The 16,238-nt window shown below is 70.2% G+C and carries 11 protein-coding genes; all 11 read right to left on the bottom strand.

The genetic code is table 11. The annotated features are described in order from the left end of the window. Window positions 1-9: 9 nt before the first annotated feature. Window positions 10-765, bottom strand: coding sequence for a polysaccharide deacetylase family protein (locus FZ983_RS06545; protein WP_149222769.1), 756 nt, complete (start codon window positions 763-765; stop codon window positions 10-12). Next, entirely contained in the window at window positions 762-1,898 is a 1,137-nt protein-coding gene (locus FZ983_RS06550) for a glycosyltransferase (protein ID WP_247883666.1), read from the bottom strand. Before FZ983_RS06550 ends, FZ983_RS06545 begins: the two co-directional genes overlap by 4 nt. Window positions 1,899-1,903: 5 nt before the next feature. After that, window positions 1,904-2,638 carry a histidine phosphatase family protein gene (locus tag FZ983_RS06555; RefSeq protein WP_149222771.1) on the bottom strand — a complete coding sequence of 245 codons (735 nt, stop codon included), beginning with the start codon at window positions 2,636-2,638 and terminating at the stop codon, window positions 1,904-1,906. Continuing rightward, window positions 2,635-3,750 (bottom strand): glycosyltransferase family 4 protein, encoded by a 1,116-nt coding sequence (locus tag FZ983_RS06560; protein WP_149222772.1) that lies wholly within the window; start codon window positions 3,748-3,750, stop codon window positions 2,635-2,637. The genes FZ983_RS06555 and FZ983_RS06560 overlap by 4 nt, the downstream gene beginning before the upstream one ends. Beyond that, on the bottom strand, window positions 3,747-5,003 hold the full coding sequence (locus FZ983_RS06565; protein WP_149222773.1) for a glycosyltransferase family 4 protein: 1,257 nt from the start codon (window positions 5,001-5,003) through the stop codon (window positions 3,747-3,749). The genes FZ983_RS06560 and FZ983_RS06565 overlap by 4 nt, the downstream gene beginning before the upstream one ends. Before the next feature lie 38 nt (window positions 5,004-5,041). Beyond that, complete coding sequence (locus FZ983_RS06570; RefSeq protein WP_149222774.1) at window positions 5,042-6,355, bottom strand: hypothetical protein; 1,314 nt, start codon at window positions 6,353-6,355, stop codon at window positions 5,042-5,044. Between the two features lie 268 nt (window positions 6,356-6,623). After that, on the bottom strand, window positions 6,624-7,796 hold the full coding sequence (locus FZ983_RS06575) for an ABC transporter permease (protein WP_149222775.1): 1,173 nt from the start codon (window positions 7,794-7,796) through the stop codon (window positions 6,624-6,626). Continuing rightward, window positions 7,793-8,824, bottom strand: a complete 1,032-nt coding sequence (locus tag FZ983_RS06580; RefSeq protein WP_149222776.1) for an ABC transporter permease — start codon at window positions 8,822-8,824, stop codon at window positions 7,793-7,795. Before FZ983_RS06580 ends, FZ983_RS06575 begins: the two co-directional genes overlap by 4 nt. Before the next feature lie 6 nt (window positions 8,825-8,830). Next, window positions 8,831-10,822 (bottom strand): ABC transporter substrate-binding protein, encoded by a 1,992-nt coding sequence (locus FZ983_RS06585; RefSeq protein ID WP_149222777.1) that lies wholly within the window; start codon window positions 10,820-10,822, stop codon window positions 8,831-8,833. A 104-nt stretch (window positions 10,823-10,926) separates the two neighbouring features. Next, a complete protein-coding gene (locus tag FZ983_RS06590) occupies window positions 10,927-12,696 on the bottom strand; it encodes an ABC transporter ATP-binding protein (RefSeq protein ID WP_149222778.1) in 1,770 nt (589 codons plus the stop codon). A 261-nt stretch (window positions 12,697-12,957) separates the two neighbouring features. Further along, the gene (locus FZ983_RS06600) at window positions 12,958-16,083 is read right to left on the bottom strand and encodes an ABC transporter transmembrane domain-containing protein (protein WP_149222780.1); all 3,126 of its coding nucleotides are present in this window, start codon (window positions 16,081-16,083) and stop codon (window positions 12,958-12,960) included. Between the last annotated feature and the right edge of the window lie 155 nt (window positions 16,084-16,238).

Below are 16,238 nucleotides of genomic sequence, written 5' to 3' on the forward strand. Positions count from 1 at the left end.
TTTGCGTTTTCAGGTCCGGCACAGTGTGCCGACAGCCGGCCACTCCACCGCCGGATGGCCGGCGAGCCCGTCGAGCAGGCGGTCGAGCAGGTCCCAGATCGCCTCGTCATGGGCCCGGTGGTGGGTCAGCAGGCCGATGGGCTCATGCGGGTCGCGCTGGCCCTCCCGCCGTTCGCGCAGTTCGCGGCACAGCAGGTCGAGCAGGGCGTCGAGCGGCACGGCGGAGCGGCTGCCGCGCCAGTCGATCAGGTCGAGATGGGTGTTGATCCAGGCGATGCCGTCACGGGGGGCCGGGGATGGGCCGAAGGCGGAGACGGCGCGATAGCCGGCGGCCGACAGGCACGCCGGCATGTCGGGGGCCATGCGGTTCCAGGGTGGGACGAACAGCGGCAGAACGCGGTTCCCGAACAGGGCGCGCAGGACGGACAGGCCGCGTTCGGCCTCGGCCCGGCGGAGCTCGGGCGGACGTTCGGGGCCGAACTCGCACTTCTTCTTGCCGGGGGCGGCATGGTCGGCGTGGGCCCAGCCATGGACCAGCACGGTCGCATGCGGCTGCTCCGCCAGCGCGTCGGCGAGCGAGCGCTCGGTATCCGCCGGGATGACGGCAAGGCCGAGGGGGATGCCGGCCTGGGTGCAGCGATTCAGCAATCGGTCGAGCTGCGGGCCGGCGGCGACCGCGTCGTCGTCGCGCAGCCAGAAAGTGCAGCGGAGGCCGAGATCCGTCCAACGGGCGAGTTCTTCGTTTACGGCGGTCCAGCTCGTCATGATGTCTTCTCCGCCAGCATGGCCTCGACGATCTCCACGCTGCGTGCCGCCCCGGCCAGCGATGCCGGGGCGAGCGGCGGGATGCGCACGGCCAGGACGGACTGCAGGGCGCCTGCGAGGCTGTCGGGGGTCAGTGCCGCTTCGCGCAGCATGGCGATGCCGGGGCGGCGGGCCAGGATGGCGGCGCGGATGGTCTGCTCGACCTCCTTGCCGTCCTCGAAGGGGCAGAAGACGCTGGGAACGCCGGCCGTCAGGCAGTCGAGCGCCGTGTTGTAGCCGCAGCGCCCGACCGAGGCCGCAGCACGGCCCAACAGGGCGCGGAAGTCGGGGCGCACCGGCTCCACCAGCAGGCGGTCGGATGGGGCCATGGCGCGCAGCCGGTCGGCCAGCGCCGCGTCGCCCTTCGCCACCAGCAGGCGCCAGCGTTGCGGCATGGCGGCGGAAGCGGCGCAAAGGGCGGCGGCCTCGAAGACGGGACGGCCGACCGGGCCGCCGCCTGCCGTGACCAGGATCTCGCCCTGCCCGTCCGTGCCGCCGTCGCCAAGGGCCGGCGGCGGGACGACGAAGCCGGTGTAGCGCAGCAGCGGACGCATCGCCGGGGTCAGCGGCCAACTGTCCTCCAGCGGCACCACGGCGGGGTCGGAATGGACCAGCACGCCGTCATAGAAGCCGAGCAGCCGGCGTTCCGTCTCCGCCACCCGCGCCGGCTTGGACGGCGGGGCCAGGATGTCGCGGACGGAGGCGAGGGTCAGCGGCGGGGCCGGCAGGCTGCGGGCGCGCTCCAGCAGGTCGTCGAACTCGGCAGCGAGCGCGCGGCGGCCGAAGGGGAAGAGTTCGGTCACGAGAACGTCGGGACGGAGGCTGTCGAGCAGGCCGGTCAGCATCGCGCGCCGCGCGGCGAAGGTCCCTGCATCGGCGGGATGCCCGTCGGCGGTCAGCAGCGTGGCGAAATCGGCGCCGTCGCTCGCCAGCGGCGGCAGTTGGTGCAGGGTGGCGCCGCCGGTGTCGAGATGGGGAGCCGGGCGCCCGCCGCTGACCACATCGACGCTCCAGCCGCGGCCGGCGAAGGCCTCCGCCAGGGCGAGCGCGCGGCTGAGATGGCCGGTGCCCAGCAGATGGGTGACGACGATCATGAGCTTCACGACAGGCGCTCTCCCTCGCGGTTGCCGGCCGGGCGGAGGGTGCCGTCTTCGGTGAGCGTCATGGCATAGAGGCGGTCGCGCTTCACCGGCACCGGCGGCGGTCCGCGGAAGTCCCAGCCCCAGGCGAGCGCCAGGGCGACGCGCATCACGCCGATATGGGTGACGACGAGGTGGATGACGACGAAGTGAGGGGGATGCATCCCCCTCTCCCCCCCGGGGAGAGGGTCGGGGTGAGGGGGATGCATCGTGTGGCTGTCACGAGAATCCTCGCCGTGCCTCCCCCTCACCCTAACCCTCCCCCCGGGGGGGAGAGGGGATTCTTGCTGTGTTGAGAGGGAGTGCAGCCAGCCGGTCAGGCGGTCGCGGACGTCGGCGGGGCTTTCGCCGCCGGGGGGGCGGAAGTCCCAGCTCCAGTCTTCGATGTCGCGGTAGCCGCTGTCGGGATCGGCGCGCAGGTCCAGGCCGCGCAGCCCCTCCCAGGCGCCCCAGTCCATTTCGATGAGGCGAAGATCGGTGTGGACGGGGCGGCCGTTGCCCAGCAGGCGGGCGGTCTCCACGGCGCGGGACAGCGGGCTGGCGTGCAGGGTGGCGTCGCGCCAGTCATCCGGCAGGGTCAGGCGGGACAGGCGCTCGCGCCCTTCCGCGTCGAGCGGGATGTCGGTGCGGCCCTGGATGCGCCCCTCGCGGTTCCAGCCGGTGATGCCGTGGCGCAGGAAAGCGAGGCGAATCATGCCGGCACCTGCCTGGTCAGGGCGGTCAGCAGGTGGCGCAGACGCTCCGCCGCAGCGGGCAGGCCGTGATGCGCCTCGACGTAAGCGCGGGCGGTTCGGCCGAGGGACCGCAGGGCCGACGAGTCGGCGAGCAGACCAGCCAGCACCGCGGCGAAGTCCTGCGGCGCCGGGCCGGTCAGCCGTCCGCCGACGCCGTCGCGGATGACGGTTCCGGTGCCGGCATTGTCGACGGCGAGCACGGGGAGCCCATGGGCCTGCGCCTCCAGATAGACCATGCCGAAGGCCTCGTTCAGGCCGGGCCAGACCAGCAGGTCGGCGGCGCGATAACGGCCGGCGAGGTCCGTGGGGGCGCAGGCGCCGTGGAGTGTCACGCGCGGACCGAAGGGGGCGAACAGGGCCGACACCTCCGCCGCCGCCGGACCGTCGCCGACGATGTCGAGGGTCCAGGGCTGGTCGGCAAGGATGCCGAGGGATTCTGCCAACAGGCGGTAGGAGGCCAGCTTGTCGCCCGGCCGCATCATGGCGACGGTCAGCAGGCGGGGCGGCGAGTCCGGGCCGGTGCGTTCAACGGAGGCCGGCAGGTCGAGGAAGGGGGGCAGCATCGCCACGCGCTGGCCGGGCGGGCCGTAGGCCTCCACCGCCTGCCGGTCGCGGGCGCTGACGCAGAGCACGAGGTCGGCCGATTCGATGGCGGCTTCGGCAGCGGCGGCGAAGGCGGACCAGGGCCCGGTCAGGCGCTTGCGGGCGCGGGTCGCTTCCACGACGACATAAGGGATGCCAAGGCTGCGGGCGATGTGCGGCCCGATCAGGTCGGGGGCCTTGTAATAGACATGGTAGCTCAGCCACAGCGACGGGCGCCGCTCCGGCGCTGCGGCATAGAGGGACAGCAGGCGCTCGCGCTCGCCGCCGGCGGCGGCTGTCAAACGAGCCTGGAGCGCGGCATCGCCGGTGCCGTCATAGACGCGCAGGCTGCTCGCCACCTCCACCGGGCCGGTCGCCTCCAGCGCGCGGAGGATCAGCCGCGCCATCTGGCGGTCGCCGGACGGCACCGGATGGTCGACCGGCTTCAGCGGGGCATGGAAGGCGATACGCGGCAGGGATTGGGCATTCACGCCGCGGCCTCCTCCAGCCGGCGGACGAGGCGGTCGATGCCGGCGGTCATGCCGAACTCGGCGCGCAGCCGGGCATGGGCGGCCTCGCCCAGCCGCAGGCGCAACGCCGGGTCGGTGGCGAGCCGTTCCAGCGCCGCGGCGATGGCGGGCGGCGTGCCGTCGGTCAGCAGGCCGTGGGTGCCGTCCGTGATGAATTCCGGGATGGCGGACACGGCGGTGGACAGGATGGCGAGGCGCTGGCTCGCCGCCTCCATCAGCACGTTGGGCAGGCCGTCGCGGTCGCCGTCGCCCGCCACCACGCTGGTCAGCACGAACAGGTCGGCATGGCGCAGCGCCTCGATCACCGTCGCCTGGTCCTGCGCGCCGCGCCAATCGATGCGGTCCGACAGCCCCAGACGGTCGGCCTGCGCGCGCAGGTCATGCTTCAGATCGCCGGAGCCGATATGGACCAGCCGCCAGTGCAGGCCGTCCGGCAGTGTCGCCAGGGCGTCGAGCAGCCGGTCGTAGCCCTTCTTCTCCACCAGCCGGCCAACGGACAGAATTTCCACCGCAAGGGTAGGGGCGGAGCCGTCGCGGTTCAGCGCGTCCGCGCGGTCAGGCGGGGCGGGAAAGCGGCCGAGGTCCAGCCCGTGATAGACGAGGTCGATGCGCGCGGGATCGGCCGCCAGCCCGCGCAGATGCGCCGCCCCCACCGCGGTGCAGGTGACGCCGAAGCGGGCGTCGGCGAGCTTTTCACGCTTCTCCCACTCCGGGGTGGTCCAGATGTCCTTGGCGTGGGCGGAAAAGCCCCAGCCGATGCCGCGGATCGCCGCGGCATAGCGCCCGACCGAGGCCGGGGTGTGCAGGAAATGGACGTAGACGAAGGGAACATCCGCCGGCAGCTCCGCCGCCAGCACCAGCGCCTGACCGAAGCGGCGGCCCCGGTTGGCGGTGCGGTCGCGCCACAGGTCGCGCAGCCAGCCCAGCGCCGTGCGAGCCAGCCCGGCCGGGTGGCGGACGAGCAGCCGGCCGAGCGCGCGCAGCACCCGCCGCGGCTCGTCGCGCAGATATTCCGGCAGGTAATGGACCGGTGCGGTGATGCGGTCATGCAGGGCGTGGCGGCGGCCGTCGGTGGGGTGGCGCAGGGACCAGATCGCCAGATCGACGCCGCGTTCCTGCAGGGCGAGGATCTCCTGCGCGATGAAGGTTTCCGAAAGGCGGGGGTATCCCTTCACCACCACGGCCAGCTTGATCGGCACGGCTTTCGTAATCATGGGGGACGGCTCGCTGCCGTTCTTCTCCAATCCAAAGGTCATGCGCGCTTGCCTGCCATGGCGCGGGACAGCCGTTCCGCCGCGCGCCGGATCGGGGTGACGGGGGTGGCGCGGGCGACCGCCGACTCCGCTTCCAGCACCTCGCGCGTCAGCTCGACGATGCGGTCAAGTCCGCCGAGCAGGCCGGGCAGCGGGCTGGCCGAGGGCAGCGGCTGGGCGGGCAGCGCACGGATGGCATCGGCCATCGCCCGCGGGTCGCCGCCGTCGCGGTCGCTGTCCAGCGTGCGCAGCAGGCCCAACGCCTCCGCCGCCTCCGCCCGGATGCGCTGTTCCAGCCGCGGGCGGGTGCGCGGGGCCAGCACCGACGGCTTGTCGAAGGACAGGATCTCGCAGAAGGTGTTGTAGCCGCCCATCGCCACCACGCCGACGGCGCCGGCATAGAGGTCTTCCATGCGGGAATGGAAGTTGATGGTTTCCACCCTGCCCTTCAGCCGGCGGATGCGGGCGGCGAACTCCTGACGGCGGGCATCCTCCAGGAAGGGGCCGTAGACGATCAGGGCGTTGGGGGCGAGATCCGGATCGCTTTCATAGGCGGCGATGGTCCAGTCGACCAGGGCCGCCCCGTCGCCGCCGCCGCCGGGCGTCACCAGCACATAGGGCGCCGCCATCAGGCTGTCCGCGGCCTGGACGGCGCCGCCGCCCTCCGACGGCTCCCGCCGCAGATAGCCGGTGTAGCGCACGCGCGCCGCCACGTCCGGCGGCAGGTCGAGGCCGTCGAGCGGGCGGTAGACCTCCGGCAGGCCATAGACCCAGAGCTGGTCGTAATAGCGCTCCACGGCGGCCACCGCCTCCTTGCGCTCCCATTCCGGCTGCAGCGCCTCGGGCGCGTCCAGCACGTCGCGCAGGCCCAGCACCACGCGGGTGTTGCCGCCGGCCCGCATCTCCTCCAGCGCCGGCAGGAATTCGCCGTGCAGGCCGGTCGGCTCCTTGTCGACGATGGCCAGCGTCGGGCGGAAGGCGCGGGCGGTGGCGCGGATGATCTCCGCCCGGATGGCGGTGGTCTCCTCGATCGGCAGGCCGAGGTTGCGGGCGGTGTAGCCGCCGTCCGGCTGCTTCACCACGCCCGGCAGGCGCACATGGTCGACCCGCTCCGGAAAATCGAAGCGGCCGGCGACGGGTGAGCCGGTGAGGATCAGCGCGGAGGCATCGGGAAAGGCCGACACCAGGGCTTGGGCAATCGTCCGCGATCGCCGCAGATGCCCCAGCCCGAAGGTGTCGTGGCTGTAGAGCAGGATGCGCGGCGGTGTCCGGTCGGGGTGGATGGACCGAAAGGGGGCGAGGGGCTGGTGCATGCTCGGACACTCCGCTTCAGCAAGGAGTCGGAACCGAAAAGCCGTAGCAGATCAAATCACTATGCTCGTCTGAGGACCGGCTTGGCCCCGTTGGTTGCGCGTCTGGTCCAGGTGCCGGCGGCAGCGCTCCAGCCTGGATAGAACCCCTCACATGGATTTCGCCGCGCATCAAGCCGACTTCCGGCCGAGCGGCGACAACCCACCTATGCGGTGTGATATATGAGTGACGGTCATGCTTGCAGGGCTTGGTGCCCGCCGGGGAAAGGGCTCAATCGCCATGATAGGGATCCAGGGCGTCACGCAGTCCGTCGCCGAAGAAGTTGAAGGACAAGACTACCAGGATCACCGGCAGCATCGGCAATGACACCCATGGATAGGTTTCCACGGCCATCAAATTCTGGGCGTCGTTCAGCATCACCCCCCAGCTGGTCGCCGGCGGGCGCAGGCCCAGCCCCAGGAAGGACAGCGCCGTCTCGCCCAGGATCATCGCGGGGATCGACAGGGTGGCGCTGGCCAGCAGGTGGCTGGCGAAGTTGGGCAGCAGGTGGCGGCGAATGATCCGCGCCGGGCTTGCCCCCATCAGTTCCGCCGCCATGACGAAATCCTCCTCCCGCAACGCCAGGAAGCGGGAGCGCACGGCGCGGGCCAGCGACGGCCAGTCGAGCAGGCCCAGGATGACGGAGATGCAGAGGAACACCGTCACCGGGGACCATTGCGCCGGCACCGCGGCGGACAGCGCCAGCCACAGCGGCAGCTCCGGCAGGGATTTCAGGATCTCCGACAGGCGCTGGACCCCGGCGTCGATCCAGCCGCCGAAATATCCGGCCATGCCGCCCAGCGTGATGCCGATGACGAAGGACACGGCGATGCCCAGCAGCCCGACGGTCAGCGACAGCTGCGCCCCGATGGCGAGACGCGACAGCATGTCCCGGCCCAGCCGGTCGGTGCCCAGCAGATGCAGCGTCGCCCCCGGCGGCGGGCAGACCAGCCGCATTTGCGCCTCCACCAGCCCCAGGAAACGGTAGGGCTTGCCGGGGCAGAAGAATTCCAGCGGCATCGGCCGGCTTTCGTCCGCCTCGTAGCGCCAGCGATAGTCCTTCAGGTCGGGCTGTCCGGTGGTCGGGTAGACGAAGGGGCCGATAAACTGCCCCTCGTGGAACAGGTGGATGCCCTGCGGCGGGGCGTAGAGATGCTCCACGTCGCGTTCGTTGGCGCCGTAGGGAACCAGGAAATCGACGAAGGGCAGGCTGAGGTAGGAGAGCCCGAGGAACAGCGCCCCCAGCACCGCCAGCCGGTGGCGCAGGAATCGCCGCAGCATCAGCCGCCCGGTCGAGGCGCCGGGATCGAAGCGGGTCGCCGGGGCGTCCGATGCGGTCGGATCGGGATAGGGCCGGCTGTCGACGTAGTGGTCCCAGCCGCCGTTCTTGCCCTCACCCCTCATGATTGCGCCTTCCTTGCCTTGCCCAGCCGGATGCGGGGATCGAGCAGGGCCAGTGCGATGTCGGAGATCAGCATGCCGACCAGCACCAGCAGCGAGATGAACATCAGGATGAAGCCCGACAGGAAGATGTCCTGCGCCCGCAGCGCCTCCAGCAGGGCCGGCCCGATGGTGGGCAGGCTGAGCACGACGGAGATCAGCACCGACCCCGACACCAGCGACGGCAGCAGCGAGCCGATGTCGGAGACGAAGGGGTTCAGCGCCATGCGCAGCGGATAGCGGGTCAGCCGGCGCAGCGGCGGCACGCCCTTCGCCTTGGCGGTGACGACATAGGGCTTGCCCAGCTCGTCCAGCAGGTTGGCGCGCAGGCGGCGGACCATGGCGGCGGTGCCGGACAGGCCGATGACGATGGTGGGAACGATCAGGTGCTGCAGGATCGAGCCGAGCTTGGCCCAGCTCATCGGCTGGTTCTCGTACTGGGCGTCCACCAGCCCGCCGATCGGCAGGCCCAGCCATTTCTGCCCGTAATAGAGCAGGATCAGCGCCAGCAGGAAGTTGGGCGTCGCCAGCCCGATATAGCCGATGGTGGCGGCGAGGTAATCGACCCAGCTGTTGGCGCGGATGGCCGCCAGCGCCCCCAGCGGGAAGGAGACCAGATAGACGAACAGCACCGCGGCGACGTTGAGGATGACGGTGAACCACAGGGTCTCGCCCACCACCTCCGCCACCGGCTTGTTGAACTCGAACGACCAGCCGAGGTCGCCCTGCAGCAGGCCGTTGAAACCGTTCGGCCCCGGCCACAGGCCGATCCAGACCAGATATTGCTCGGGCAGCGGCCGGTCCAGCGCATATTCACGGCGCAGGAACTCCGCCTTTGCCAGACCGGCTTCCTGGCCGGTGGCGCGCAGCTCCGCGATCTGGTTGGACAGATAGTCGCCGGGCGGCAGGTTGATGACGATGAAGATCACGATCGACACCACGATCAGGGTCGGGATCATCACCAGCAGCCGGTGCAGGATAAAGCGCAGCATGGGCGGTCATTCCCCCCTGCGGTGGATGCCGGCCGGCTCGGGATCGGCCGGGCGGGCATCGGCGAAATAGAACTCGTCGGGCCGATAGATGCCGAGATAGGCGCCGGGATCCCACAGCCACAGCCCCTTGTCCGGCACGTTGCGCAGGCGGTTGGCCACGGCGATCGGCTGCGGCGTCTTCGATACCACGCCGATGGCGAAGATCTGGTCGGCATGGATGTCGAGCATCGCCGACCACAGGGCGCGCCGTTCGGTCTCGTCGGTGGTGTGGCGCCAGCGGCGGGCGAACTCCATCAGCTCCTGCGCGACCGGCAGGTCGATGGGCTCCCCCGCACTGCCGGAGGTCTGGTAATGCTGCCCCCATTTCGGCCAGCTGAAATTCTCCTGGGTCATCGGGGCCAGCTCCTCCGGACTGCTGTCTGGATCGGGAACGCCGTTGTCCCAGCCGCCCCACACCGCCATCATCGTCTGGCCGGCATAGACGCGGTTGCGCAGCACGTCGCGGTCCACCGTGCGCACCAGCAGCCGGACGCCGATGTCGCGCCAGGTCTCCGCGATGATCTGCAGCGCGTCGGCCACCTCCGGCTTCTCGCCGGCCGATTCCACGATCACCTCCAGCGGGCGGCCATCGGGCAGGTCGCGGTACAGCTCGCCGCGCTGGCGCTTCAGCCCGATCTCGTCGAGCAGAGCCGCAGCCTGTTTGGGGTCGTAGCCGGTCCACACGCCGGTGCGCTCCGCCTTGTAGAGCGGGCTTCCCGGCAGCACGTCCACGCCGCTTTCGCGCGCCAGCCCGAAGAAGAGCGAGCGGTTGATGATGCGCCGGTCGATGCCCATCGACAGGGCGCGGCGGAAGCGGGGATCGCGCAGCAGGCCGCGCCAGACCGGGTCGTTGTAGTTCAGGTTGGGATAGAGCGCGATCTCCGCCGCCTTGCCCTCCGGCCACAGCAGGGTGCGGTAGTTGCCGCCCCCCTCCCCCGCCACCAGCACCGGCACCTGGGAGAAGGTCAGCCCTTCGGCCTGGAGGTCGGCCTTGCCGGTGGCCACCTGCGCCGGGATCAGCCCGCCTGCCATCACCGTCACGTCCAGCCCGTCGGTGTAGGGCAGCTGCATGCCGCGCGTGTCGAAGCGGTGGTAGTAGGGGTTGCGCTGGAACAGCAGATGGCTGCCGGTGCCCTTCGACATCGCCATCCAGGGCTGGAGGGTCGGTTCGTCCGGATTCTCCATGCGGAACATGTCGTCGCGCGCGTTGTGCAGGGCCGCCCAGTTGCGGACCTTGTACTTGGCGATCAGCGGCGCCAGCTCCGCCTCGCCGGTGTAGCGGGCGTGGAAGCGCTTCAGGTAATGGGCCGGCCGGTAGATGAAGGGCGGCCGGGCGGCGGCCAGCGTGGGCAGGAAATAGGGGTTCGGCTCCTCCCAGCGGAAGCGGGCGGTGACCGCGTCGGGAAAGCTGACCTGCGGCGGCTTGCCGTCCACCAGCATGAAGCGCGGCGGGCCGGACGGCGACAGCATCGGATCGTTGGCGATGTCCTCCCACCAGTAGCGGATGTCGTCGCTGGTGAAGGGGGCGCCGTCGGACCAGCGGTGGCCGGCCCGCAGGGTCAGGGTGAAGTCGCGCCCGTCGACGACCGTCACATCCTTCAGGATGTCGGGGACCAGCTCCCGCTTCTCGTCGTAGCCGACCAGCCGGGCATAGCCGTAGAGCACGGCGATGCGGCTGTTGCGCCGCTGGGTTATGAAGGTGCGGATCCAGCCGCCGGACCGGCCGAGGTCGCGTCCCTTGGCTGTCGGATCGACGATCAGCGGCTCTTCCGGCATGCGCTGGCGGACGGGGGGCAGCAGGCCGTAGGTGACCTCGTCGCGCAGGAGCGCCGGTTCCTGCGGGGTGAAGGCGGCGGCGGGGGTGGTGAAGAGGAGGAGGACTACTGCGGTCCACTTCCCTCTCCCCCCCGGGGAGAGGGTCAGGGTGAGGGGGATGCGCCGCAGGAGATTTGCAAGCATCTCGCCGCGCGTCCCCCTCACCCTTCCCACCGCAGAGCGGTGGGCCCCTTCCCTCTCCCCGGGGGGGAGAGGGTGATTCGAACCGGCGGGGCTAAAAACCGTCTTCATGCCGCCCGCCTCGCGAAATGGCCCCTTACGAAATGGCCGGGTGCCGCTTCCACCAGCGGGGGCGGGGCGCCGTCGGGGGTGGGGCGGAAGGGTTCGGGCCACAGGTCGGGCGCGCCGGCGCCGAGCGCCACGGTGGCGACGTCGATCGGGCGGCTGACATCCGGTTCGGGTGAGGCGGCGATCAGCGCGCGGGTGTAGGGATGCAGCGGGGCGGAGAACAGGACGGCGGGCGATGCCTGCTCCATCACCCGGCCGGCGCGCATCACCGCGACGCGGTCGGCCAGCCGCGCCACCACCGCCAGATCGTGCGAGATGAACATCAGGCTGAGGCCGAGCCGTTGCTTGATCGATTCCAGCAGGTCGAGCACCTGCGCCTGCACCGACACGTCGAGCGCCGAGGTCGGCTCGTCGCAGATCAGCAGCTGCGGGTCGAGCGCCAGCGCGCGGGCGATGCCGATGCGCTGGCGCTGGCCGCCGGAGAAGGCATGGGGATAGCGGCAGGCCCAGGCGGGGTCGAGCCCGACCTGCGCCATCAGCGCCCGCACCCGCTCGCGCCCCTCGCCGCGGCCGCAGACGCCGTGGATCGCCAGCGGCTCCGCGATGATCTCGCCGACGCTCATGCGGGGACTGAGGGAGGCATAGGGATCCTGGAACACCATCTGGGCACGGCGGCGGTAGGCGGTCAGCTCCGGCCCCGCGGCGGAAAGAAGGTCGAGCGGCGGCTGCCCGGCGGACGGCCGGAACAGCAGGCGGCCGCCGGGGTCCGGCCGCTCCGCCAGCATCGCAAGCCGCGCCATCGTCGTCTTGCCTGATCCTGACTCGCCGACGATGGCCAGCGTCTCCCCCCGTCGCACGGACAGGTCGATCCCGTCCAGCGCCCGCACGCGGGTGGAGCCGCGCTCATAGGTCTTGGCGACGTCGTGGAACTCCAGGATGGCGTCCTCCGCGCCCGAAGCGGGAATCGCGCAGGTCATCTCGGGGATGGAGGGGGCGGCGGCCATCAGCTTGCGGGTGTAGCCGTGCAGCGGCCGGCCCAGAACGTCGGCGCAGCAGCCGGACTCCATCACCCGGCCGGCGCGCATCACCACCACGGCGTCGGCCATGTTGGCGACCACGCCTAAGTCGTGGGTGACCAGCAGCACGGCCATGCCGGTCTCCGCCTGCAGCTCCTTGATCAGCGCCAGCACCTGGGCCTGCAGGGTGACATCCAGCGCCGTGGTCGGCTCGTCGGCGATCAGCAGCTGCGGGCGCGCCACCATCGCCATGGCGATCATCGCCCGCTGGCGCAGGCCGCCCGACAGCTGGAACGGGTAGGAGCGGAAGGCGCGCTGCGGATCGGGGAAGCCCACCCGCTCGAACATGGCGAGGCACTGGTCGCGGGCGCTCCGGCGGTTGCAGTGGCCGTGCAGCCGCAGCACCTCCATGGTCTGGTCGCCGATGCTGTGGAGCGGCGACAGCGCGCTCATCGGTTCCTGGAAGATCATCGAGATGCGGCTGCCGCGGATGTCGCGCAGGCCCGACCGCGGCAGGCGCAGCAGGTCGACCGCCTCCGGCCCCCCGCCGAACAGGATGGAGCCGCCGGCCACCTCCGCCCCGCGGGGCAGGATGTCCAGGATGCTGCGGCAGGTCAGCGTCTTGCCGGATCCGGATTCGCCGACCAGCGCCACGCTCTGCCCCGCCCCGACCGAGAAGCCGACGCCGTCGACGACCGGACGGTCGACCGGCGCATTGCGGAAACGGATCGTCAGCCCCTCCACCTTCAGCATCTTGGCGCTCTCCCGCCTATTTTCCGAGGCCAGCCGCAATGCGCCGTTATCCCCCTCTCCCCCCCGCTCTCGCGCAAACTTCGTTTGCGCTGACGCGACAGGCGGACCAGAGGTCCGCCGAAAGCGGGGAGAGGGTCGGGGTGAGGGGGAGGCATGGCGTGGCCATCCCGAGAATCCTCGCTGTGCGCCCCCCTCACCCTAACCCTCTCCCCGGGGGGGAGAGGGGATGCTTGGCGTCCCTGCCCCATGGCGTTCATTTCGTCATGCTTCTGTTTCAGTACGGCTGTCGGCCTTGGTTTCTGCTGGCGTCGGGGTGGGCACCGAGCCGGCCGGTCCCTCGCTGGTCAGGCGCTTGCCGATCTGCTGGATCACCCGCATCGGCAGGTCCGGCACCGACGGCAGAAGCCGCAGCATCGCCGCACCGTCCAGCCGCAGCAGACGCAGGTCGGTGCGCGCCCGGATGGTGGAGAAGCGGCGGACGCCGGCCAGCAACTCCACCTCGCCGATCACCTCCGGCGGCTTGATGTAGGCGATGTGCAGCGGCGGCTGGTTGTCGGGCATCAGCCGCACCAACTCCGCCTCGCCTTCCGCCAGGACGAAGACGAATTCCGACGGCTCGCCGCTGCGGTAGATGAAGTCGCCGGCCGACACCGCCCGCCATTCCGATGCCGCCAGCATGCGGCGCAGCACCGTTTCCGGCAGGTCGGAGAAGACGGGGGAGCGCGACAGCAGCCGCAGGGCGGGCTCGTCGGTGCCCTCCCCGTCTCCGGGCATGCTGTCCTCCTGCTGGTCGCCGCCGTTCTGGCCGCGCCGGACGAGCCGGCCGTCCTCCAGGTCGTAGATCGCATCGAAGGCCGGGTTGTCGGTGATCCGTTCCTCCAGCACGATCATCGTCATGGTCGGCAGGAGTTCCTTCATGCGCAGGAAGATGCGCAGCCGCTCTTCGGGGTCGTAGCTGTTGAGCGCCTGATAGATCACGAAGATGTCGGGCTTCTTCATCAGGCCGCGGATCAGCTGCACCCGCTGGCGCACGCTGATCGGCAGCAGGGAGCCGCCGATGCCGACCTCGCCCAGCGCCACCAGGATCAGCACGAAGGCGCGCGCGTCGGTCCGCTCCAGCGCCTCGTCCACCAATGCCCGCAGCTGCGTGATCGCGCGCGGATCCTCCGTTGTGATGCGGCCGAACAGCAGGTTGTCGATCACGTTCAGGCGCGGGTGGTAGAGATCCGGGTCGAAGACGGCGACCTTGTCGCGCAGCTCCTGCGGCATGTCGTCCAGCAGGCGGCGGCGGATCGCCATGATTGCCTCGCGTTCCGGCGGCGGGGCGAAATCCATGCCGTCGCGCTTGGGCACGATCATCAGGAACATGGTGGCGAACAGCAGCGTGTCCGCCTCCTGGTGGCGGCGCTGGGGCCGTTCGGACCGGCGCTTGAGGCGGGTGACGGCCTCCACCAATTCCTCGAACAGGGAGTCGTCGATGTGCGGGTAGCGCATGATCATGACGTCGCCGTCGGCGCTGTCGCGGTAGACGCTCACCACCCGCATGGCGAAACGCCGGCCCAGACGCACCGCGGAGTCCCACAGCCCGTGCGCCTCCATCAGGGCGCGGATGGTGGGGTCGCTGACCATGCGGGCGACGGTCAGCCGCTTGCCGTCCGGCAGGCCGAACAGCAGGTTCTCCGCCAGGCTGGCATAGGGGTTGAAGCGGTCGCGGTCGAAACGGGCCAGCAGCTTGTCCATCCCGCGTTCGCCGATGGCGTCGCGCAGCCAGTGGCGGGCGCGCAGAAGCGGCTGGGCGACGAAGGGATAGTCGTCGGGGTCGAACACCTCGCGCAGGCCGCGCTGGTAGACGGCGCCTTCGCCGCCGGTCGCCGCCAGACACTGCATGAACCAGGGCCGCAGGCTGGCCCAGTCGGTCGCGCCGATCATGGCGAAATCGGTCCAGATGCCTTCCATGCTGTCGGCGGAGTTGCCGGACGCCTCGGCCTCCACGATCTCGCGCCGGCGGGCGGGGCTCATGGTTTCCGGATCGTCGGGCGGCGGGCGATGGCGCAGCCCATAGGTGATGTTCTGCATCATGCTGCCGGTGAACATGCGCGGTTCCGGGCTGGCATAGGCCATGCGGCGCCCAAGCAGGTCGAGCGGCAGCTGGTCCAGCGTCTGGTCGCCGATGGTGATGCGGCCGGAGGTCGGCGGCGACAGGCGCACCAGCACCTCGGCCAGACGGCGCAGCGCCAGCGCGTTGGTGCCGGCGATGCCGACCAGCGCGCCCGGCGGCACCTCCAGCGACAGCCGCTGCAGCATGCGGTCGCCGTATTCATTGGCCCAGGTCACCGCCTCCAGCCGCAGCGGGGCCTTCAGGTCGGCGGGCGTGGCGGGCGTCGACGGGCTCCAGTCGAACAGGAAGGGCGGAGAGAACTGGTCGGCGATCTGCTCGTACTTGATCTGGGCGTCGATCATGTTCTGGTAATAGTCGAGCAGCTCCTTCCAGGGGGCGGTCAGGTCCTTGAAGGCCGACAGCGCCGCCACCAGCGCGCCGATGGTCAGGTCGCCCTGCAGGACCAGATAACCGCCGATGGAGAATAGGAAGAAGGGCGTGATCTGGTTGATGAAGTTGTTCAGGAACTTGACGAAATACTTGCGCTTGTAGATCTCCAGCCTGATCCAGTAGATGCTGCCGAGATATTGGGAGAATTCGGCCAGGACGTAGCGGATGGTGCCGTTGACGCGGACCTCGCGGACATTCTCCACGCTTTCGCCGATGCGTTCGGACAGCTGCCGGACCTTGCGAACCCGCTCCTTCCCCAGCAGCTTCACTTTGATCTGCAATTTGGGGATGATGTAGGCCTGAACCGGGATCAGCGCGATCGACACCAGTCCGATGGTCGGCTGCTGGATGAACAGGAACAGCAGGATCGTCAGCATCGTGCCGCCCTGGTAGAGCGGCTGGGCGAAGGAATCGCCGATGAAGCCGGCCAGCGGTTCGGTTTCCGACGCGACGGTGGAGATCAGCTCTCCCTGGCTGACCTTGGAGAAATGCGGCAGCGGGAAGCGCAGCATGCGGTCCAGCAGCATGAAGCGCAGCCGCCGCACCTGCCGTTCGCCGACAACCCCCTTGAAGGTGTTGATGCGCATCTTGAAGGCGCCGTTGGCCAGCACCAGCGCCAGGAAGGTGAAGCACAGCACCAGCAGATAGGTCACCGGACCCATGGTGACGCCCAGGATCTCGCGTTCCGGCTGGGGATCGGACAAGGCCCGGTTGATGATGATCTTCGGCAGTTCCAGCGATGCGTAGAGCACCGGGAAGGACGCGATCGTCAACAGGGCGAGCAGGATCTGCTGTCGGCCGCTGTGCTTCCAAATGAATTGAAAAATATTGCGGTCCATCAAAGGCCTTCAGCGTCGCGACCGTCGTCCGCCCCCGCGGAGCCCGGCATGGGTGCCGGAGGCCTTACGGGCGGAAGGGACTGAAGATTGGCGTCAGCCGGGCCGTTTTCCACTGCCGGCCTTATGCCTTCGCCCGGCATGCCTGCCCCCTGCAT

The sequence above is a fragment of the Azospirillum sp. B21 genome, from assembly GCF_008364825.1.
Taxonomy (GTDB): Bacteria; Pseudomonadota; Alphaproteobacteria; order Azospirillales; family Azospirillaceae; genus Azospirillum.

Bases quoted from the DNA above. Each gene is read 5' to 3' on its own strand.
- FZ983_RS06545 (WP_149222769.1), bottom strand. From the start codon at position 765: ATGACGAGCTGGACCGCCGTAAACGAAGAACTCGCCCGTTGGACGGAT.
- FZ983_RS06550 (WP_247883666.1), bottom strand. From the start codon at position 1,898: ATGATCGTCGTCACCCATCTGCTGGGCACCGGCCATCTCAGCCGCGCG.
- FZ983_RS06555 (WP_149222771.1), bottom strand. From the start codon at position 2,638: ATGATTCGCCTCGCTTTCCTGCGCCACGGCATCACCGGCTGGAACCGC.
- FZ983_RS06565 (WP_149222773.1), bottom strand. From the start codon at position 5,003: ATGATTACGAAAGCCGTGCCGATCAAGCTGGCCGTGGTGGTGAAGGGA.
- FZ983_RS06570 (WP_149222774.1), bottom strand. From the start codon at position 6,355: ATGCACCAGCCCCTCGCCCCCTTTCGGTCCATCCACCCCGACCGGACA.
- FZ983_RS06575 (WP_149222775.1), bottom strand. From the start codon at position 7,796: ATGAGGGGTGAGGGCAAGAACGGCGGCTGGGACCACTACGTCGACAGC.
- FZ983_RS06580 (WP_149222776.1), bottom strand. From the start codon at position 8,824: ATGCTGCGCTTTATCCTGCACCGGCTGCTGGTGATGATCCCGACCCTG.
- FZ983_RS06585 (WP_149222777.1), bottom strand. From the start codon at position 10,822: ATGCTTGCAAATCTCCTGCGGCGCATCCCCCTCACCCTGACCCTCTCC.
- FZ983_RS06590 (WP_149222778.1), bottom strand. From the start codon at position 12,696: ATGCTGAAGGTGGAGGGGCTGACGATCCGTTTCCGCAATGCGCCGGTC.
- FZ983_RS06600 (WP_149222780.1), bottom strand. From the start codon at position 16,083: ATGGACCGCAATATTTTTCAATTCATTTGGAAGCACAGCGGCCGACAG.